Annotated in this window: 15 protein-coding genes; 5 read left to right on the forward strand and 10 right to left on the reverse strand. The window is 71.9% G+C overall.

The features are described 5' to 3' along the window. The 5 genes from AB0H75_RS28650 to AB0H75_RS28670 form a co-directional block, all read right to left on the reverse strand. Positions 1 to 431: NADP-dependent oxidoreductase (locus tag AB0H75_RS28650; protein ID WP_367801378.1), on the reverse strand; the 431-nt coding region annotated here is incomplete at its 3' end. Between the two features lie 248 nt (positions 432 to 679). Further along, positions 680 to 1,504 (reverse strand): helix-turn-helix transcriptional regulator, encoded by an 825-nt coding sequence (locus tag AB0H75_RS28655; protein WP_367801380.1) that lies wholly within the window; start codon positions 1,502 to 1,504, stop codon positions 680 to 682. 229 nt (positions 1,505 to 1,733) lie between these two features. Then, positions 1,734 to 2,174 carry an SRPBCC family protein gene (locus AB0H75_RS28660; protein WP_367801382.1) on the reverse strand — a complete coding sequence of 147 codons (441 nt, stop codon included), beginning with the start codon at positions 2,172 to 2,174 and terminating at the stop codon, positions 1,734 to 1,736. Then, complete coding sequence (locus tag AB0H75_RS28665; protein ID WP_367801384.1) at positions 2,171 to 3,508, reverse strand: carotenoid oxygenase family protein; 1,338 nt, start codon at positions 3,506 to 3,508, stop codon at positions 2,171 to 2,173. The genes AB0H75_RS28660 and AB0H75_RS28665 overlap by 4 nt, the downstream gene beginning before the upstream one ends. Then, complete coding sequence (locus tag AB0H75_RS28670) at positions 3,505 to 4,842, reverse strand: MFS transporter (RefSeq protein ID WP_367801386.1); 1,338 nt, start codon at positions 4,840 to 4,842, stop codon at positions 3,505 to 3,507. Before AB0H75_RS28670 ends, AB0H75_RS28665 begins: the two co-directional genes overlap by 4 nt. A gap of 109 nt (positions 4,843 to 4,951) precedes the next feature. On the opposite strand from AB0H75_RS28670, the gene AB0H75_RS28675 reads away from it, so the two are divergent. Then, a complete protein-coding gene (locus AB0H75_RS28675; RefSeq protein ID WP_367801388.1) occupies positions 4,952 to 7,618 on the forward strand; it encodes an AAA family ATPase in 2,667 nt (888 codons plus the stop codon). Here AB0H75_RS28675 and AB0H75_RS28680 read toward each other — a convergent pair. Continuing rightward, a complete protein-coding gene (locus AB0H75_RS28680; RefSeq protein ID WP_367801390.1) occupies positions 7,592 to 7,954 on the reverse strand; it encodes a DUF2255 family protein in 363 nt (120 codons plus the stop codon). The two genes, AB0H75_RS28675 and AB0H75_RS28680, sit on opposite strands and share 27 nt — an antisense overlap. A 116-nt stretch (positions 7,955 to 8,070) precedes the next feature. Between AB0H75_RS28680 and AB0H75_RS28685 the strand changes: the two genes are divergently transcribed. From AB0H75_RS28685 to AB0H75_RS28695, 3 genes are all read left to right on the forward strand, one after another. Next, positions 8,071 to 8,343, forward strand: a complete 273-nt coding sequence (locus AB0H75_RS28685; RefSeq protein WP_367801392.1) for a hypothetical protein — start codon at positions 8,071 to 8,073, stop codon at positions 8,341 to 8,343. A 6-nt stretch (positions 8,344 to 8,349) separates the two neighbouring features. Further along, complete coding sequence (locus tag AB0H75_RS28690; RefSeq protein WP_367801394.1) at positions 8,350 to 10,137, forward strand: multicopper oxidase family protein; 1,788 nt, start codon at positions 8,350 to 8,352, stop codon at positions 10,135 to 10,137. A gap of 439 nt (positions 10,138 to 10,576) precedes the next feature. Continuing rightward, a complete protein-coding gene (locus AB0H75_RS28695) occupies positions 10,577 to 12,850 on the forward strand; it encodes a hypothetical protein (RefSeq protein ID WP_367801396.1) in 2,274 nt (757 codons plus the stop codon). Between the two features lie 326 nt (positions 12,851 to 13,176). Here AB0H75_RS28695 and AB0H75_RS28700 read toward each other — a convergent pair whose 3' ends face one another. The 4 genes from AB0H75_RS28700 to AB0H75_RS28715 all read right to left on the reverse strand — a co-directional run bounded on the left by AB0H75_RS28700 (position 13,177) and on the right by AB0H75_RS28715 (position 17,988). Beyond that, positions 13,177 to 14,559, reverse strand: a complete 1,383-nt coding sequence (locus AB0H75_RS28700) for an alpha/beta fold hydrolase (RefSeq protein ID WP_367801398.1) — start codon at positions 14,557 to 14,559, stop codon at positions 13,177 to 13,179. Positions 14,560 to 15,384: 825 nt separating this feature from the next. Then, on the reverse strand, positions 15,385 to 16,122 hold the full coding sequence (locus AB0H75_RS28705) for a 3-keto-5-aminohexanoate cleavage protein (RefSeq protein ID WP_367801400.1): 738 nt from the start codon (positions 16,120 to 16,122) through the stop codon (positions 15,385 to 15,387). Positions 16,123 to 16,245: 123 nt separating this feature from the next. Then, entirely contained in the window at positions 16,246 to 17,151 is a 906-nt protein-coding gene (locus AB0H75_RS28710; protein WP_367801402.1) for an NADP-dependent oxidoreductase, read from the reverse strand. Between the two features lie 420 nt (positions 17,152 to 17,571). After that, positions 17,572 to 17,988, reverse strand: a complete 417-nt coding sequence (locus AB0H75_RS28715) for a hypothetical protein (protein ID WP_367801404.1) — start codon at positions 17,986 to 17,988, stop codon at positions 17,572 to 17,574. Positions 17,989 to 18,067: 79 nt separating this feature from the next. Between AB0H75_RS28715 and AB0H75_RS28720 the strand changes: the two genes are divergently transcribed. Continuing rightward, positions 18,068 to 18,961, forward strand: a complete 894-nt coding sequence (locus AB0H75_RS28720) for a helix-turn-helix domain-containing protein (protein WP_367801406.1) — start codon at positions 18,068 to 18,070, stop codon at positions 18,959 to 18,961. Positions 18,962 to 19,639 lie beyond the last annotated feature (678 nt).

Raw genomic sequence — 19,639 nt, forward strand, 5'->3', positions numbered from 1 at the left:
GCGGTCAGCGTGGCGTGCTCGGACAGTGCCTGCCAGGCGGTGAGGCCGGCCAGCGGCAGCGCGGCGGCGTCGGGCAGCGGGATGGCGGCGGGTGCGGGGGTGAGGATCTCGGCCGGGGCCAGGACGTACTGCGCGGCGGCGCCGGTGCCGGTCATCGGCAGGAAGCCGACCACCTGCTGGCCGGCTTGCAGGCCGTGGACGTCCTGGCCCAGTGCTGTCACCGTGCCGGCGACGTCGAGGCCGGGGGTGTGCGGCAGGGTGACCGGGATGGGGCCCTGCATGAAGCCGGCGCGGATGTTGGCGTCCACGCCGTTGAACGACGTGGCGGCGACCTGGATCAGGACCTGCCCGGCGCCGGGGACGGGCTGTTCGACGTCTTCCAGGCGCAGGACCTCGGGGCCGCCGTATTCGTGGAAACGCACTGCCTTCATCGGAATCTCTCCTGGTCGTTGATCTATGTAAATGCTTTGAATTCAAAGCACATGTGAGCCGTACGAACCGGCCGCGCGGGCGGTGATGGCGGGCGACGGCCGGCTCGTGCCGGCAACGGCAGGCCGGTCGGCGCGACATGCCGTGTTCGACTCACCCAGCATGTCGCCGGCGGGAATCCGGATGAAGGGCCTTCTTACCCACGGACAAATCATCCGTGGATAAGCGCGCGCCGCGGGAAGCCGGCGGGCTACTTCCGCAGCGTGGGCAGGCGCTGGAGCTTCTCGTGGCTCGGCGAGCCGGGCGGCGCGGAGAAGACGAGCAGCTCCTGGACCGCCTCGGGGTCCACCAGCCGCTGGGCGTACATCTCCAGCTCGCCGAGCTCGGGATGGCAGTAACGCTTGAGACCGTCGTGGTGGGTGACGCCCACCTCGTGTCGCCGCCAGACCTCGCCGAACTCCGGGCCGTCCCTCAGCAGGGCCGCGACGATCTCGCCGGCCTTGCCTTCGGGGTCCGCCGTGTACGCCGTCCGGAGCTCGACGGTGAAGACCCTGCCCCGCAACTCGTGGTCCTCGGGAGGATAGAGGGCGCGCTGCGCCGGGTCGGTGAACCAGCGGTAGGTCAGATAACGCGCCATGCCGCTGAACCGGGTGTAATCGCCGAACAGGGCGACCGCCAGAGGATTCTGCAGCAGCGCCTCGCCGAACCGGGAGAACACGATCGCCGGCGTGTCGGAAAGCCGCTCCACGATGCGCACCATCGCGGGACTGGCGTGATCGTCCCCCGGGTTCCGCCGCGGCGGCGCGTGCCCGCCGAGCTCGAAGAGGTGGTCGCGCTCGCTGAGACTGAGGTTCAGCGCCTGGGCGAGCGCGGCGAGCATCTGCTCCGACGGCACGGGACCGCGCCGCTGCTCGATCCGGCTGTAGTAATCGGCCGACATACCGGCCAGCGCGGCGACCTCCTCCCGTCGCAGTCCGCCGGTGCGGCGACGGGAACCACGGGGAAGCCCGACGTCCTCCGGCTGCAGCGCCTCTCGGCGCGCCCGGAGAAAATCGGCCAGTAGCAGCCGGTCCAACTTCTTCCCGCCCCCGCCAGAAGACACACGCCGAAGGACTGTCCGATCGGCTGAATCCACCGTACTGGAAGAAACCGTACAAAAAGCAAGCAACCACCCGGATCGGGGCGCCGAGCGCACCCCGCATGCACGATGCGGTTCCTCCGTTCGCCCTGATCCGCCCGGTGGAAACGGAGGACGCGGGACGCCGCGCCGTTCTCGAACGGCGCGGCGTCGAGGGGACGCTGTCTCAGGGGGTCTCGGCCGCCTTCTTCAGCCGCTCCAGCCAGGCCGTCAGCGAGGCGTCGAGCGCGGCGCCCAGCTCCCCGGCGGCGGCGCGGACGGGCTCGCCGTCCCAGGATTCCTCGGTGCGTACGTGGACCGCGCCGTCGACCTCGGTGAACGTCCACTGGTGGATGCCGTCGATGCCGTGCGCGGGGCCGCCCCACAGGATGCGGCAGGGCTCCTCGACCGCGTACACGGTGGAGGCGATGTCCATCCCGAACGTGGTCCAGTGGAAGACCGAACCGGGGACCAGGGGGCCGTCGGCGGAGGCGGCGGTGATGTCGCTCTGCCAGGAAATCCAGCCGGACACGTCGGTGTGCAGGTCCCAGACCCGCCGCAGGGGCGCGTCGATGGTGATGGAGTGGCGGGCGACGACGGGGGCGGAGGTGTCGATTCCGGTGATCACTTGTTGTCCTCGATCCAGTGGCCGTGGATGCCGGCGGGCACCCTGCGGGGAAGCTCCACGGTGGCGACGGGCTCGCGTGCGATGTCGCCGGCGTCGAGCACCAGGAGCTGGGAGGCGTCGGCGCGCAGGTCGCTGACGATGGTGAGCAGGTAGCCGTCGTCCTCGCCCGTGGCGCCTTCCGCGGGGACGAACACGGCCTCGCCCGCCATGCGGTGCTCGCCGTGGGACAGCAGTTGCCGGCGTCCGGTGGCGGTGTCGAACTTGATGGTGTGGTAGCCGGACAGGCCGGCGCCGGGGAAGGCGACGGCGTAGCTGTAGCGGTTCGCCGCGCCGGTGAGACCGTCGTTGATCGAGGGGAACTCGGTGGCCAGGTCGTCCAGGGGCTCGTCGGTGGCCTTGCCGGTGGCGGGGTCGAGGATCCAGCGGTGGAGGGTGGAGCCCGCGTCGGGGCTGACGCCGTAGCCGGGCGCGCCGATCCACCACTTCCAGGAGCTCTCCCAGGACGCCCGGTCGTAGCGGGGGCCCTCGACGACCACGCGGCCGTGCTGGTCGACGTAGGAGTTGGTGACGTGCAGCAGCGCGGCCTGCTCGACCTCGAACCAGGTCACCCGCGACGCCCCGCCACGCGGCATGACCCCGATCCTGAACGGCACGTCGTCGTGCCACCGGTACGGGATGCCCGAGTGCTCGGCGTGGTCGAAGACCACCGGCGAGTTGAGGAACACGGCGTGCTCGCGCGTGATGGCGAAGTCGTGCATGAGCGACGGGCCCGACCCGTCGATGGCCTCCGAGCGGATGATCTCCCCCGAAGGGGAGGCGACGTAGTAGGTCAGGTAGGGCGGGAACGGGCTGTAGCTGTAGAAGTGCAGCTCGCCGGTGACCGGGTCCTCCTTCGGGTGGGCGGTCATCGCGCTGGTGAGCTTGCCGCCGAAGTCGTACACGCCGACGGTGTCGAGGTCGGCGGTGACCTCCCAGGGCAGGTTGGCCTCCTGGAGGGCGAGGTAGCGGCCGCCGTGGAAGATGATGTTGGTGGCGGCGGCGCTGACCTCCAGCTCGGTGCCGGTGAAGGGCACGCCGTCCAGGAACGGGGTGCGTACCCAGCGGTTGCGGTACCACTCGGCGCGCCCGCCGGACAGCCGCACGCCGTGGATCATGCCCTCACCCCTGAACCAGTGGCTGGGGGTGATGCCCGGCTTGGGGTTGTGGCCGTTGCGGAAGTAGCGGCCGTTCAGTTCCGGCGGCAGCGTGCCGTGCACGGTCAGCTCGCCGGCGGTGATCTCATCGGTGACGGGCGTGAAGTGGCCGGTGAGGTACGGCTTGGGCAGTTCGGTCATCGAACGGCGTCCTTTCGGATCATGACAAAGGTGATCAATATCGTCAGGAGGGTGATGAGGGCGGCGGCGACGAACGTCCCGCGGTAGCCGCCGGTGAGCGAGACGGTGGTCAGGACGGCGAGGCCGATCGCGCCGCCGATCTGCCGGGTCGCGTTGACCAGGCCACCGGCGAGACCGCTGTCCCCGGCCGGCACGCCCGCCGCCGACAGCGCGGTGAGCTGGACGAACCCCGCTCCGAGGCCGGCGCCGATCAGCAACGAGGGGCCGAGCAGGGCGCTCAGGAAGGTCCCGTCGGAGGGCGCCCGGGCCAGCCAGGCGAGCCCGGCGGCGAGCAGGACCAGCCCGCCGGCCAGCACGGCCCGGCCGGGCAGCCGCCGGGTCAGCCGGGGGGTGGCCCAGGAGGCGAGGGTGATCGTCAGCGCGAGCGGGAGCTGGGTCAGTCCCGTTTCCGTCGGCGTGTGGCCGAGGACGCGCTGCTGGTAGAGGGGCAGGAAGAAGAACAGGCCGAGCCAGACCGCGCCGAGCAGGGCCATCAGCACGTTCGCCGCGGCGACCGAGCCGGTCCGGAGGATCCGCACGGGCACCAGCGGGTCGGCCGAGCGGCGTTGCAGGGCGAGGAAGAGGGCGAGCAGCAGCACCCCCACGGCGACGGCGGGCCAGAACCCGCCGGACACCCCGTAGGTGAGGGCGGTCAGCCCCAGGGTGACGGCGAGCGCGCCCGGCAGGTCGAGCCGGCCACCGCGCGGCCGGTCGGCGGGCAGCAGCCGCCAGGCGGCCGCCGTCACCGACACGGCCAGGGGCACCAGGACCCAGAACACCGAGCGCCAGCCGTAGGCGTCGCTGAGCAGTCCGCCGAGCAGCACGCCCGCCGCGCCTCCCACGCCGGAGACCGCGCCCCACACGCCGAGCGCGGCGCCGCGTCGCGGCCCGTCGTGGAACAGGGTCAGCACCATCGCCAGCGCGGTGGGCGCCAGCAGCGCCGCGCCGACGCCCTGGACGGCCCTGGCCGCGACGAGCGTGACGAGGTCGCCCGCCAGGGCCGCGCCGAGCGAGGCGGCGGCGAACAGGGCGGTGCCGGTCAGGAAGACGCGGCGCAGGCCGTACACGTCGCCGGATCGGCCGCCGAGCAGCAGCAGCGAGCCGAAGGCCAGCACGTAGGCGTTGACCACCCACGACAGCCCGGCGGGGCCGAGCCCGAGCCCGGTGCGCAGCTCCGGCAGCGCGACGTTCACGATCGAGGTGCTCAGCACCACCAGGAACTGGGCCGTGGCCAGGACCGCCAACGGCATCCAGCCCGTGGCGGTGGTGGTCGGGGAGACGGAAGCGCTGCTCATGGCCATCACCCTCGCAGCGGCCCGCGAACGCTCGCGTCGGTGGTTCTCACCTATACGCGGCCGACCCGGCTACGTATGACCTGCGCCATTACGGAATGATTGCCGACATATGGATACATCGCTGGTGGGACGGCAGGAAGAGACCGGTCGCGTGGTCGCGCTCGTCGAGGCGGCCCGGCAGGGGCAGGGCGGGGCCCTGGTCCTGCGCGGTGAGCCCGGCATCGGCAAGACGCGCCTGCTGCGACACGCCGAGCAGGCGGCGGGCGATTTCCTGGTCATGCGGGCCTTCGGCGCGGAGTTCGAGATGGAGCTGCCGTTCGCCGTCCTGCACCAGCTCTGCGCGCCGGTCCTGGACAAGGTGACGGCGCTGCCCGGCCCCCACCGCAGGGCGCTGGAGATCGCCTTCGGGCTGGACACCGGCACGCCCGACCCCTTCCTGGTCGGCGTCGCGACGCTGGGCCTGCTGGTCGAGGCCGCGCCGGAACGTCCGCTGCTGTGCCTCGTCGACGACGCGCAGTGGCTCGACCACGCCTCGGCCAGGGCGCTGGCCTTCCTGGCGCGCCGGGTCGCCGGCGAGCGGGTGGCCCTGTTGTTGTCGGTACGCGAGCCGCACCGGCTCGCCGAGTTCGACGAGCTGCCGAGCCTGGAGCTCAAGGGCCTGGGCGAGCTCGACGCCCGCGCGCTGCTGGCCGCCGCGATCCGCGCCCCGCTGGACGAGCGCGTACGCGATCGTATCCTCGCCGAGGCCCGCGGCAACCCGCTGGCGCTGCTGGAGCTGCCGAGGAGCGCCGGACTGGCCGGGATGGCCGGCGGCTTCGCCCTGCCCCCGTCCGCGCCGGGCGTGATCGAGCAGAGCTTCCGCGCCCGGCTGGAGCTGCTGTCGCCGCCGGCCCGGCTGCTGCTCACCGTCGCCGCGGCCGATCCGGTCGGCGACCCGGGGCTGCTGTGGCGGGCGGCCGAACTGCTCGGCATCGAGCGCTCGGCGAGCGCCGAGGCCGCGGCGCTGGTGGAGTTCGGCACCAGGATTCGCTTCAGCCACCCGCTCGCCAGGTCGACGGCCTACCGCGCCGCCCCGGCGGACGACCGGCGGCGGGCGCACGAGGCGCTGGCCGCGGTGACCGATCCCGCCGCGGATCCCGACCGGCTGGCCTGGCACCGCGCGGAGGCCAGCACGGGCCCCGACGAGGAGGTCGCGGCCGAGCTGGAGCAGTCCGCCGCCCGCGCCCAGGCCAGGGGCGGCGTGGCCGCCGCGGCCGCGTTCCTGGAACGGTCCGCGGCGCTCACCCTCACGCCCGGGCTCCGGGCCGAGCGCGTGCTCGCCGCGGCGCAGGCCAAGCTCTCGGTCGGCGCGTACGACGTGGCGGCCGAACTCCTCGCCTCCGCCGAGACCGCCCCGCTCGACCAGCGGCAACGGGCCAGGATCGACCTGCTGCGCGGAAAGCTCTCGTTCGCCCGGCGCCGGGGTGGCGAGGGGCCCACGACGTACCTGCTGAGCGCGGCGGCCCGCCTGGCCGACCTCGATCCCGCCTGGTCGCGGGCCTGCTACCTGGACGCGATGGAGACCGGCATCCTGATCGGCGGCCTCGGCCCGGTCGTGGAGGCGGCCCGCCACGCCCCGCCCGCGCTCCGGCCGCCCTCCAGCGCGGACGCCGTCCTGGACGGCCTGGTCACCCTGGTCACCGACGGGCACCTGGCCGCGGCCCCCGTCCTGGGGCCGATCGTCGGCGACACGGGCGACGAGGTGTGGGCCCGCTGGCCGTCGATGGGCTTCATGCTGGCCGTGGAGCTGTGGGACCACGGCGCCCTGCACGGCATCCCCGCCCGCGTCGTCGCGGCCGGGCGGGAGTCCGGCTCGTTCCACCTGCTGCCGATCGGGCTGGCCATGCTGGCGACGGCCACCGTCCACGCCGGCGACTTCGGCGCCGCGACGGAGATGATCTCCGAGGAGGAGGCCATCGCCGCGGCCACCGGCGCCGCGCCGCTGGTCTACCCGCGCATCCACCTGGCCGCCATGCGCGGCCGCCGCGAGGAGGCGGCCGAGCTGTTCGACGGCGTGCTCGCGGCGAGCCAGCGGATGAGCCTCAGCGTCCAATGGGCGACCAGCGTGCTCAACAACGGCCTGGCCGACTACCGGCCGGCGCTGGAGGCCGCCCGGCAGGCCGTCGCGCACGGCGACCTCGGCCTGTCCGGGCTGGCGCTGCCCGAGCTGATCGAGGCGGCCGTCCGCTGCGGCGAGCCCGAGCTGGCCGCCTCGGCCCTGCGTACGCTCTCCGAACGCACCCGAGCCGGCCGGCAGGCGTGGGGACTGGGCGTCGAAGCCTACTCCCGCGCCCTGGTCACCGAGGACGAGGACGCCTACCGCGAGGCCGTCGAACACCTCGACGACACGCCGATGGCGATCTACCGCGCCCGTGCGCACCTGCTGTACGGGGAGTCGCTGCGCCGCCGGGGACGGCGGCGCGAGGCCCGCGAGCGGCTGCGCACGGCCCACGAGCTGCTGTCCGATCTCGGCGCGCAGGCGTTCGCCGACCGCGCGGCGGCCGAGCTGCGCGCCACCGGTGAGCATACCAGGAGCCGGTCCTCGCAGGTCGCGGACCAGCTCACACTGCAGGAGCTGCACATCGCCCGGCTGGTCGCCGACGGCGCCAGCTCCAAGGAGGTGGCAGCCAAGCTGTTCCTCAGCCCGCGCACGGTGGACGCGCACCTGCGCAACATCTTCCGCAAGCTCGGCCTCACCTCGCGCAAGCAGCTAAGAGACCTCCCCGGCATCCGCTAGCCGCATGGTGGTCCCCGCCGCCTCCGGCCCCGTGATCGTCAGCACGGGGCCGGGCCAGCTCAGCCCGTACTTGGCCCGGTAGGCACCGGAGACCCGCTCGACCAGCGCGGGCTCGTCCACGGGCGTGAGCCGTACGGGCACGGTCACCCCGTCCAGCTCGACCGCCGTCTCCGCGCCCGCCAGCGCCCTGCGGCACCACCCACTCCGGAGCCCGAAGGCGGAGCGGACGTACGCCGCGCCGTCGATGACCACCACCCAGATCGGCCGGGCCGACCACCTTCCGTCCACGTGCCGTACGCACATCACGATCTCCTCTGCCTCGGCGAGTCCTTCCATGCGCTCACAGTGCCGACGCGCGCGCCGGAACCGCGTCGGCGATGACTGCCTACGTCTCGGGCATAGGCAGGTTTCACCGACGCGAGCGGCGGACCCGCCCGGCCACAGTGGGCGCCATGACAACTACTGACAGCTTTCCGTCCACGTTCTCCGGCGAGCAGCCCGGCCACGACGATCCCGCGACGAAGGACCCCGCGACTGACCCCGCGACTGACCCCGTGACGAAGGACAAGGCCCGGAGAGCCCGGAGAGTACGGAGAGCCCGCAGGCGTGCGGCGAAAGGGCTGGCGTGGTTCGCCCTGCTCCTCACGGCCGTGTTCGTGCTGACCGAGCCGTGGCTGCTGCTGCCCGCCGCCGCCATGCTCGTCGCGATCGCCCTGTGGGACTGACGCGCGATGGCCGAGCCTCTCTTCCTCACCGACATGCTGCTGGCCCTCGCGGTCATGGCCGCCGCGGCGGCCCTCGGCCTCGGAGCCCGGCGGTCCCGCCCGGTCCTGTACGCCACCGTGGCCCTCGTCCTGGCCCGGCTCGCCGTCGCGGCCCTGCTTCTCACCGGGGGGCTGCCGCTGGCCGGCGCCCGGCTCGTCGTCCAGGTGCCCCTCGCGGCGGTCCCCCTGGCCCTCGCCCTCTTCCTGCCGCAGGCACGGCGTCCCGCCGCTGTGGGCGTGGGGCTGTCCGCCCTGTGGCTGTTCTTCCCTTACGCCCAGCAGGAGACGGCCGTCACGCTGGCCGCCTCCCTGGCGGCGATGGGGCTGACGTACGCGCTGGCCCGACGGCGCGGCCCCTGGGCGGCGGCCGGCTTCCTGGTCGCCCCGGCCGTCGTGCTCGCCGTGGCCTACCAGGGCAACGTGGCCGCGTCCGGCGCGATGGCCGGCCATCATCACCACGCCGGCACGAGCGTCGCCGACCTCACCGGCCCCCAGGACCGGACCCCCGACGTGCGGGTGACCCTGACCGCCGCGCACGGCAAGGTCAAGCTGGCCTCCGGCCGCGAGATCGACGCGCTGACCTTCAACGGCCAGGCCCCCGGCCCGCAGATACGGGTCAAGAAGGGCCAACTGCTCGAAGTGACCCTGCTCAACACCGACGTCAAGGAGGGCGTGACACTGCACTGGCACGGCGTGGACGTGCCCAACGCCGAAGACGGCGTACCCGGCGTCACCCAGGAAGCCGTCATGCCCGGCCAGAAGCACGTCTACCGGTTCGTACCCAACCGCACCGGCACGTTCTGGTACCACACCCATCGTGCCTCGTCCCTGACGGTCGAACGCGGCCTGTTCGGCTCACTGATCGTCGAAGACGGTCAGCAGGGGACGGAAAAGACCCTCTTCACCCACCTGTGGCCAGGCGCCGACGACCCGATCGCCGCTTTCGACACCGCCGACCAGCCGGTGAGGCAGGCCGTCGAGGCGGGCGAGCCGGTGTTGCTCCGCCTGATCAACAGCTCGGAGGAGCCCCAGCGCCTGCACATCGGCGGCGCGTCGTACAGCGTGACCGCCATCGACGGGAACCAGGTCCAAGGGCCCACGCCGCTGCCCCCGGGCTCCGACCTGCTGCTGGCCGCGGGCGCGCGCTTCGACGTCGCCTTCACCATGCCGCCCGGTGTCGTCAGCCTGTCTATCGACGTCAACGAGATTCCCAACACCGCCGCCCTGGCCCTCAGCCCCGACGGCACCGCGCCGCCCGCTCCCGCGACGACAGGCCCGCTCTTCGACCCCCTGACATACGGCACGGCCACACCCGTCCAGGAGGAGACCTACGACCGTACCTTCGACCTCAAGTTGGACGACGGTTTCGGCTTCGCGCTCGGCACGTTCGCCTATGTGAGCAGCTCCATCAACGGCCGCCTCCACCCAGCGGTGCCCATGCTCATGGTCACCGAGGGAGACCGGGTCAAGATGCGCATCGTCAACCGGAGCCTCATCGACCATCCGATGCACCTGCACGGCCATCGCGTCCGCGTGTTGTCACGCAACGGCGTGCCCGCCACCGGCAGCCCCTGGTGGACCGACACGCTCAACGTCGCCCCCGGCGAGATCTACGAGATCGACTTCACCGCCGACAACCCGGGCATCTGGATGGACCACTGCCACAACTTCAAGCACGGCTCACAAGGCATGATCATGCATCTCGGCTACACCGGAGTCGCGACCCCGTACAGCGAGGACGGCATTCCCGAGTGAGGACACGCCTGATGAGTACTGCGATCCAGGGATCGGCGGGAGCACCGGCCGTCTCGCCGGCCGCTCGACCGGTCCACCCAGCGATCTTCGTTGGCGCGATCAGGTGAAGCCGCGAGGGCCAGGTCGCCGACCGGCCCCTCCACGTGGCGCTGGCGGTCACGGTGGACAGCGAGCACGACCCCTCGGGCGCCGCTCACGAGTACCTCGCCGGGGAACGAGGAACAAGACCCGCCACCGCGAGATCGACCGGAAGGGCCGGCGGAGTGCGCTCCCTTCAGGAGACTTGCACGGACGGGGGCCCGCCCGCGTCGGGCGCTTCCCGGCGCTGGAGGTACCGGAGCGGCCGGCCGAGGGCCTGCGGGAGCTGGCCCTTGATCCACTTGGCCGGAGATCAGTAGGGTTGGGCGCTTTCCTCCTCACCCCCCTCCCGGAGTTCCTCATGCGCCGCCATCGCTTCGGCCGGCTCGCCGCCGGCTTCGCGGCCCTCTACTTGGCCGCCGTGATCGTCCTCGCCGTCGTCGGACTGGTCACCGGCGACCTCGTCCCCTTGTGGAGAGTCGTCGTGGACCCGGGCGGGTACATGGCGGACCAGATCCGGCCGTGGCCGTGGCTGCCCGTCCTGCTGGTGCCGATCGCGGCGGTGCAGGCGTGGGCGTACCGGGAGGTGCTGCGCGGGCGGCTGCGCGGGGAACCGGCGCGGTACGGCCGGGAGGCGCGACTGCTGCGGGTCGCTCTCTACGCCATGGTCGTGTACCTGCTGACCTGGCAACTGCCGATTCCCTACCTGTGGTGGATGTCGCTGGTCTCCGCCGTGATCGAGCTCGTGGCGATATGGCTGTTCTTCCGCGTGCTGCGGAGGAGCACCCGCCGATGGCCCCAGGTGCTCATGCTCGTGACCGGCACGCTCAGCGTGGTGCACGACGTCGTCAGCACCATCGCGTACGCGACGGGTAACCACCTCTTCGCCGGGCAGAACTGGACCTGGGCGCTGGACGTCCTGTGGTCGGTGTGGCTGGCGTCGCTGCTGGTGGCGCAGGCGCGGGATCCGCGCTGGAGCGGTGCGACGGTACGGGCCGGCGTGATCGCGGTCTTCTTCTCGCTCCTTTCGTCCGGCTCGCTCTCGATCGTGGCGTTCAACAGCGCGGACTCGGCACCGTGGGACCTGCTGATGCCCTCGCTCCTGGGCGCGGTCTCGGTCTTTTCGCTGGTCTGGTGGGCGCGGTCCGCACACGACCTGGGCACGCTCCAGCCTCCCGCGCCCCGGGCGGAGCCCGTGCAGGCGCGCGCCAGGTGGTGGCCGCTGCCGGCCGTGGCGATCGTGCTCCCGCTGGTCCCCGCGGCCGTCAACCTCGCGCGGGGGGTGCCCTTCTGGCTTGGACCGAAGAACGTGCTGGGCGACGCGGTACGCGAGTACACCGGGTCGGAGGCCACCGCGTACTGGTTCGCGCTCGACCTCCTCGTCGGTGTGGGCGCACCGGCGGTGCTGATCCTGGTCGCCGTGCGGCGGCGGACGCGCACGTTACTGCGCGCCACGACGCTGAGCCTGTTCCTGCTGGGCGGGGCCGGCGCCGTGAGCGCGTTCACCTCGGAGCACTCCACCTTCTTCGGGGAGCTGTGGCTCTACCCGGAAAGCCTCTACGTCGAGCGGGGCGCCACCGTCCCTTATGAGAGCGCCCAGCTCCTCTCCCCCGGCATCTCTCCGCTCTGGTACGCCCTCGCGCTCACCGCCTCCGGCCTCATCCTGCTCCTCCTGTACGCCGCCCCGCCCGCCCACCGCGTCCGCCACCACGTCCTCATGGCGGGGCTCGCCTCGGCCGTGGCCCTGTGCCTGCTGCCCGCAGCGGACCAGGCCCGCGGCTCCGTCACGGACTGCGCCGTGCCCGAGCCATGGAAGATCGACATGGGCGAGGCGAAGCCGCGCGAGCTGACGGCCGAGCAGAAGTTCGTGTGCTCCCTGCGCGGCGACTACGGCGCGCCTGACCTGCACGTGTTCCCCGACACCACGCCCGACCAGGTCGTGCTCGCCTACGGGCGCCACCTGTGCGGCGTCCACACCCGCAACGACCCGCGGGAGCTGGCCCGGCTGGGGATCGGCCGCGCGGCCCTCACCCATCCTCTGGCCGGCATCTGCCCCAGCGCCACCACCATCGTCCAGGCCGCGAAGGACGAGCAGGACCAGGAGATCGCGGCGATGCAGGCCGACTCCCAGGCCATGTGCGACGCCACGCCGCGCCACCGCCCGCGTATCAAGCCGGCCCGGGCGATCCGGATGAAGGAGCCGCAGTGGACCGACTACGGGGTGCTGCAGACGTACGAGGGGGAAGGCGAGGAGGAGACCAAGCCGGACATGGACCCCGGCAACGGGCTGGTCTCCTCCGCGCGCGGCGTCCTGGCCGTCATGACCCACCCCGACTTCGACCTCTGCGTCACCTTGGAGACCTACACCCGCCGGCCGCCCGTCGAGACCGAGGGCTGGGACAAGGTGGTCGAGGTCGGCTACTACAGCCCGAGCGGCGAGATCGTGCTCTACGACAGCCTCAGCGGCACCGAGTTGCCCAACCTCGCGCTCGATGGGCGCAAGGGGCACTACCGCATCCGCGTGCACTACGCCTGGTTCCCCTGGAAGGGCGAGGCGCAGAGCGGGCAGCGGCTGCTGATCATGGCGTATCCAGGCAAGGATGACGAGGAGATCGTCCACCGGAACCGGAAGTGACCTGATTCTCCAACTGCCGGCGTCGGCATCCCGAAGGGATCCTCGACGACCCGGCGTCGTTCGCCCGGGCCGGGGCCGCGTTCGGTGCTGGGATGGGCGGATTAGCGGGCGGATCCGCGGCTCCCGGACCAGCCGGCGGTACTTGTCGCGGTCGCGGTCGCGGTCGTAGTCGCAGTCACAGTCGCGGTCGCGGTCGCGGTCGCAGTCACAGTCGCGGTCGCGGTCGCGGTCGTGGTCGTGGTCGGCGAGCACCGCGTCGGGGCGCCGCCGGGGCAGGCCGCGCTGGTAGCGCACGCCCCGACGTGCCGCGGCGCAAACGTCGCCGATCAGCACGACGTGCTCTCGGCGGGCAGGGTGCGGTCGGTGAAGTAGCGGTCGATGTGGTCACGAGCGCACGCGTTGAAGCCGTACAGCGTGTGCCCGGGTTCGTCGTTGTGGATCGTGGCGCTGCCGGGCACCTGCTTCAGGATGCGGGCCGCCGCGTCGGACTCGCGCCAGGCGCCCGCGCCGAGCATCGGGGGAAGGCCCTTGGGCAGCGGGGCGGGCGGGTTGGTGACGGCCACCGGCCAGCCGATGCACGCCAGGGTGCCGGTCAGCAGGGTGTTGGCCGCGCCCGCGTTCGGGGCGGCCTTGCGGACGCGGGCGAGCGCCTTGTCGAGCTCGGCCCGGTTGGCAGCGCGCGGCCAGTCGGTGCACTCGGTGACGCCGGTCGCCTGGTCGGGGTAGCGGGCGCCGCGGTCGGGCACGAAGCCGGAGGCGTCACCGCGTACGGCCTTCCCGATGGCGGCGGCCAGCTTGGGGTAGTTGTCCTTTCCGTGCGTGGCGAGCCCGAGAGCCAGTGCCTGCAGGTCGCCGCTGGTGTAGGCGATGCCGGCGGACTTGACGGGGATCGGGGAGCGCTCGGCCTTGGCGATCAGACCGCGCCACTGGGCGGGCATTCCGGGGCACTCGCCCTCTCCGGCACACCAGTCGAAGAAGCGGGCGAAGACCTTCTCGTTGAGTTTGGCCATTTCGATCATCTCGACGGTCCAGTCGTCGCCGACGTGGCTGATCGTGCCGTCGATCACCATCGTGCGCACCTTGCCGGGAAACAGCCGGGCGTAGTCCTGGGCGTAGATGCCCGCGTACGAGGCGCCGTAGAAGTTGAGCTGGGACTCGCCGAGCGCCTTCCTGATGGCCTCCATGTCCCTGGCGTGGTCGGCCGAGCTCATGTTCGCGAACAGCTCGGGGTCCTTGTTGCGGCAGGTTTCGGCGTACCCGCGGTTGGTGTCGGACAGGCGGCCGAAGTCGGCGTCGTCCGCGGGGAACTCGGGCAGGGGGATGCGGGTCCAGACGCAGGGCAGGCCGGTGCTGAGGCCGCGGAACTGGTCGCCGTAACCGCGGGTGTCCCAGGTGACGATGTCCATCCGTTTGCGCAGGTTGGCCCACCAGTGTGCGTACTCCTGCGTGATGGCGATGCCGGGGCCGCCGGGACCTCCGTACGCGATCAGGACCGAGCCCTCGGAGACGCCGGTGGCCTTCAGCCGGCCCAGCTTGAGGGTGATCTTGCGGCCGTCGGGTTTCTGCCAGTCGACGGGGACCTGGAGATCGGCGCAGGCCATGCCGACCTTGTCGCCGGGGCAGGCGGCCCAGTCCAAGGCAGCAGGGGTTTGCTGGGTCTGGAGGCCGGAGCCGAGGAGCGTCAGGGCGAGAACGAGTGGCGTGAACATGGCCACGACGATCTCGCAGAGCGGGGCCCGGCTGCATCGGAGCTGGGTCTGATCTTGCGAGGGAGGAAATCAAACCGTGGCATGTCGTACCGCAGTCTGATCCAGGCCGGGCGGCCCACACATCGAGGCGTGCCCGCTCCGGCCGGCCAGGAGCCGCTGATGATTTCCTTTCCGGCCTTTTCGCTGTTCATCAAGCAGAGGACGCCGGCCCGGAGCCTCTGGTGGCACGTGGACGAAGGATGTGCAAGCAGTGGGAACGCGTGACTCCAGACGTCCGTTCCGGCCAGACCAGCGTTGACCGGGCTGACCGGCATCACGGGCAATGCCGAGGACGGCTGAGGACGGCTGAGGACGGCTGACACTGGTCGTAGCCTGGTGCCGCAAACCCCCTGATCGTGTGTCCGTCCACCAGAGGACCGATGACCGGCATGAGGACCAGGCCGAACTCAAAGCCCCTGAATCATCCGAACCGCCGGCCTTCCTGGACTTGGAGAAGATCCCACCAGGATGGTCTCTCGTCGAAGGCGATCTGAACTTCCAGCCGGGCCGCACGTACGTGGCCCGTACGTATCTCCGCCGCCGAGTTCGTGGCACGAGCGAAGTACTCCTGCTGAGAGGCTTCTGGCGGAGATCGCCGCGCCCGGCTCCGGGAGGCGATCTCCTGGACATGGGCTCTGGCCCAGGCCGGACACACGCGCGTCCCGTCCGGCTTCGGCGCTGGGCGAACGCCGTTCGGGCAGCCCGAGGTCTTCCAGATGGGACGGGAGCAGGTCCGGTTCGGCGCCCCGGCGCGGCCTTGCCGGCCGAGCAGGACGGTGAGGCCGGTTACCGGGGCTGTCCGGATGCCTGGATCATGGCATGCGCGGCCCGGATCAGGGCGGCGTTACTCGTGGCGGGGGTTCCGTCGGGCAGGTGGAGTACGTCTTCCCATCCGATACGGGTGTCCAACCCGCGGGTGACCGCCGTGCGCAGGACGGTCCAGGCTGCGTCCTCTTCGCCGTGGAGAAGAATCGGCAGGTTCGTGCTGCTGAGTTCGTCCAGCAGGGAGACGGCGACGGCCGGGGCGGTCCGGGGGTCGGTGTCGGTGACTTCTGCCAGGACACGCAGCACGCGGTGCCGTTGGGGCCAGGCGAGGAAGCGCCGGGCGGCCGGTGTTCCGGAGTAGATGCCGGCTTCGATGCCGATGCCCCGTTCCATCAGTGCGCTCGCGACGGTCGTGGCGCCGTCTTCGTGCCAGTTCACGGAGGCGTGATCAGGTAGCACGGTCCAGGAGCCGACGAGGGCGGCTCGCTGCCGTGCGTCCGGCGTCGTCCACGCCCCGGTGGTGACCCCGAGCGGGACGGCCGGCACAGCCGCTCGCACGGCGGCGACCGCCGCGTCGACGTGCGCGGGTTCGAGGGTGTCGGCGCCGTCGTGGTCCTTGGGGTGTAGGTGGATGTCCTGGGCCCCGGCCTCGACGGCTTCGCGGGCGGCCTCTGCCAGTTCCTGCGGGGTCACGGGGATGGGGGCCGATGCGGTGGGGGTTCTGGCACCGTTCAGACAGACCTGGAGCATGTGGTGCATCGTCTCAGAAATGCGCGCAGGGAGGAGCGACCCGCGGAGCACGTGGGCGACCGCGACGAGATCCCGGGAATCGGCCGGCCGAAAGCCCGTCAGTCTCAGGCCGGTCGTTCCCGGACGGCCCGCTCAGAAGATCAACGCGATCTTCCCGTTCAGGCTCCCCCGCTGGAAGTGCTGGTGCGCGGCTTTCACGTTCTGCACGGCGTACTGCGCGTCGACCCGGATCTTCAGGCGCCCGCCGTCCACGGCCGCGGCGAGTTCGGCGAGTCCGCGGCCGTCTTCGCGTACCTGGTTGACCGTGGTGCGTACCCCGCGATGCGACAGGTCGGGTACGGGCCCGGCCTGGGTGGCGATCGAGGCGTACCTGCCGCCGTCGGCCACGGCGTCGGTGACGAAGGCGCCGAAGGTGTCGAAGACGGCGTCGTAGCCGCCCGCCGGCAGGGCGGTCCGGTCGGTGGTGGCGTGGTCGGCCCCCAGTTCCTGTACCACCTTGATCTGCGCCTGTCTGGACACCAGCGCGTCCACCCACGCTCCGCGGGCACGCGCGAGTTGCACCGCGAGCCCGCCGACGGCTCCTGCCGCGCCTGCCACCAGCAGCTTGTCCCCCTGGCCGACCCGCAGCCAGTCCAGGGTCTGCAACGCGGTCAGCCCCGGCAGGGGCAGGGTCGCCGCCTCGACCAGGCTGACCGACGTGGGCGCCTGGGCGATAGAGGCGGCCGGGACGGCGATGAGGTCGGCCCACGAGCCGCGCCCGGTCGCCAGCTGGTGCGACATGCCGAACACCCGCTCGCCGACGGACAGCCCGCTCGTGCCCGGGTCGACGACGATCCCCGCCAGTTCCCAGCCCAGCGTCATCGGCAACGGCGGCGTGCCCTCGCCGATGGCCCCTTCCCGCGTCTTGTCGTCAACCGGGTTGATGGCCGAGGCGATGACCCGTACCAGCACCTCGCCCTCGGCCGGTCGCGGTTCCGGTACGTCGACCAGCGCCAGCACATCAAGATCTCCAAAACGGTCGATCCGCAGAGCACGCATACCCAACTCCCAAATGTCCGATGATCGTCCAACATTAACGATGACCGCTTCGTGCCGGTGGCAGACCGGCACCCTGGGGGCGAGGCGGGCACCGGGGACGATCGCTTCCCGCGACCCCTTTGGTCGTTCGTTCCCAGAAGCGGTGCTCCTGCCAGGGATGGTCGGAACGTCCCCTGACCCGGCGACGAGCCGCCGGAGCAGGACGCCGGCTCCCGCGGTGAACCATGACTGGCGTAGCCGGATGCCGAGCAAGGGCCGAAGTGCGGGCCCGGTGTGTTCGCGGGCTCGCAACGGTCCCGGGTGGTTCGGCGACGGACCGGGCCGAGGAGGCCGGGCGGTGGGAACGCGCCGGGCCGGCCTGTTCGCGATCGCGGCCCGAGCCCCGGCACCGTTCCCCGCCCGTCTGGCCTGGGCCCTGGCTCAGCGGCCGTCCGGTGCCGGACGGTGGTGCACGTACTCCACCACCGTCCCGTCCGGGTGGCGCGCGTTGAACCCGGCACCCGTGGGCACCTGCTGCAGGGGGAAGACGATCTCCGCGCCTTCGGCCACCAGCCGCTCGTGGTACGGCAGCACGTCGTCCACCAGCAAGGTCCCCACCGTGTCCCGGAAGGGGGCCAGCGCCTCCTCGTCCCCCTCGATGATCAGGAACGCCCCGACGGTCGCCAGCCGCAGCCGGGCGGCGGGGAAGTCGAAGCGCGCGTCGGCCCGCGCCTCCTGCAACCGCTCGTAGAAGCCGATGCTCCCGGCGAGCTCACCCGGGGAGACGAACACCCTGATGAGCACGCGCGGCTCGGTGAGGGCGGAAGAGTCGTTGCTGGCACGCCACATCTCACTCATGACCGTGACTGTGCCGTGTGAGCGGCCGCGCAGCCAGGTGACGGTTCATGGGATGAGCGCGGCTCATAGGATCAGCCGAATGGACGACGCCCTCCGCCGCGAACTGGGAGCACACCTGCGGGCCGCTCGCGAGCAGGTGCGCCCCGAGGACGTGGGCCTCGGCGGCGGCGGCCGGCGGCGCACGCCCGGCCTGCGCCGCGAGGAGGTCGCGGCGCTGGCCGGAGTGAGCGTCGCCTGGTACACGTGGCTGGAGCAGGGGCGGGTCAGCACCACGCGGCAGGTGCTCGACGCGGTCTGCCGGGTGCTCGCGATGGACCAGGCGGCGCACCGGCACACGCTGGCGCTCGCGGGGTTCACGCCGCCCACGCCACTGGCCCGCGACACCACGATCGGCGAGCCGACGCGAGCGCTCCTGAGCAGCTGGGCGGACGTGCCGGCCGCCGCGGTGGACACGCGCTTCGACATCATGGCCACCAACGCCGCCTACCGCGGCGTTTGGGGCGACCCCGCCGACGCGCCCGCCGAGCGACGCAACGTGCTGATCACGTTCGCCACCCGCAGCGCGCCGTCCCTGGACGTGGGGCCGGTGCTGCGCGGGCTGTACCAGCAGTTCCGCGCGAACACCGCGCACGCCCCCGACGACCCGCGCGCCGCCGCCATCGTCGGACTGCTGCTGCGCGAGCGGCCCGAGCTGACGCACTGGTGGCAGTGCCGGTCCGTCGGGGAGTTCGTGCCGGTCACGACCGGCGGCCACACCTTCTGCCTGCTACGACCGGTCGGCGAGGACGGCACCTACCTTCTCACCCAGGTGTCTCTTCTGCGGCGACCGGCTGAGCCGGGCGTCGGCCACCGGGGTGCAGGCGTGCGAGGGGCGCCATCACCACCTCATGCCGCGTTGGCTGAGGACCGTCGTGGTGAAGAGGCTGTTTCCGGTATCGCGATCTGCGATGGGAGGTCGAGGCAGCAAGGCTGAACGTGGTCGAGATGGTGGGCCGCCCGGAGGTCTCCTCGCCCAGGTGTGCGTAGCGGCGAGCGGTGGCGGGTGGCGGTGGCCCTGCGCACGTGCTCGATCGCGCCACTGGCCCGCCCGTCGGCTCGTTCGCCGGCGGACGCGGCCCGCGCAGACAGCGGGTGACAGGCAGGGGAAATTCCCTGCCACTCGCGGATACCGCGATGCGGGGACCGCAAAACCAACGGCGGATCTGATCAAGGAAGAGATGCGCGATGTCCGAGACCGCCGTGGAGTCGCTGTCCATGAACGAACCGCCTGCCGAGCCGGACCGCTCACCTCGGCCATGACCGGCACGGCCCGGCCGGCAAGAACAGCGGCAACGCCGCGTGACCTCGCGTGCGGGCCTCCACCCGGATCCAGCCGTCCTGCCGGTCCATCTGCTCGATCTCCACTCACGGGCTCATCCGGAGCAGCGGAGTGTGAACGAAGCAGCACATTCTGGTACCGCGGGAATCTTGGCGGAGCCCTGGAGCGACACCCCACGTATGGGCAGCACCGGCTGGTGGCGGTGCTGATCCAGCTCAACCGCGGACGGCTCGCAACGCGCGATACGGTTCCCGCCTTTTCGGGTGTCACACCTGCTCATCGCGTGGCGGATAACGGTTACGCCATAGGCGGGGACATAGCCGTGTACGCCGT

The organism is Nonomuraea sp. NPDC050783 (assembly GCF_040802095.1).
GTDB lineage: Bacteria > Actinomycetota > Actinomycetes > Streptosporangiales > Streptosporangiaceae > Nonomuraea.